General features: G+C 60.8%; 1 protein-coding gene. It reads right to left on the bottom strand.

Annotation, left to right across the window (positions count from 1 at the left end):
- Positions 1-263 (bottom strand): MFS transporter (locus SB816_RS32585; RefSeq protein ID WP_410548322.1); only part of this gene is annotated, 263 nt, incomplete at both ends.

The raw sequence follows: 263 nt of genomic DNA, 5'->3' as shown, positions 1-263 counted from the left end.
CCCGCCGACGCCATGCAGATCAATCAGGAATCCCGACAAAGGTCCGCCGAAGATAAACGCCAGCGGTGCGCCGAAATAAAACAGGCCGATTGCACGCGCGCGCGACGACTGCGGAAACCACTGCGTGAGGTAAAAAATGATGCCGGGAAAGAAGCCCGCTTCGGCGACGCCCAGCAAAAAGCGCAACGCGTAGAACGACGCAGGCGATTGCACCCATGCCATCGCGGCCGAAACCAGGCCCCACGTGACCATGATGCGGCACA

Source organism: Achromobacter sp. SIMBA_011 (assembly GCF_046535435.1).
Lineage (GTDB): Bacteria > Pseudomonadota > Gammaproteobacteria > Burkholderiales > Burkholderiaceae_B > Achromobacter > Achromobacter dolens.
The sequence above is the reverse complement of the archived record's forward strand: the minus strand, read 5'-3'. Positions and strand labels throughout refer to the sequence as shown.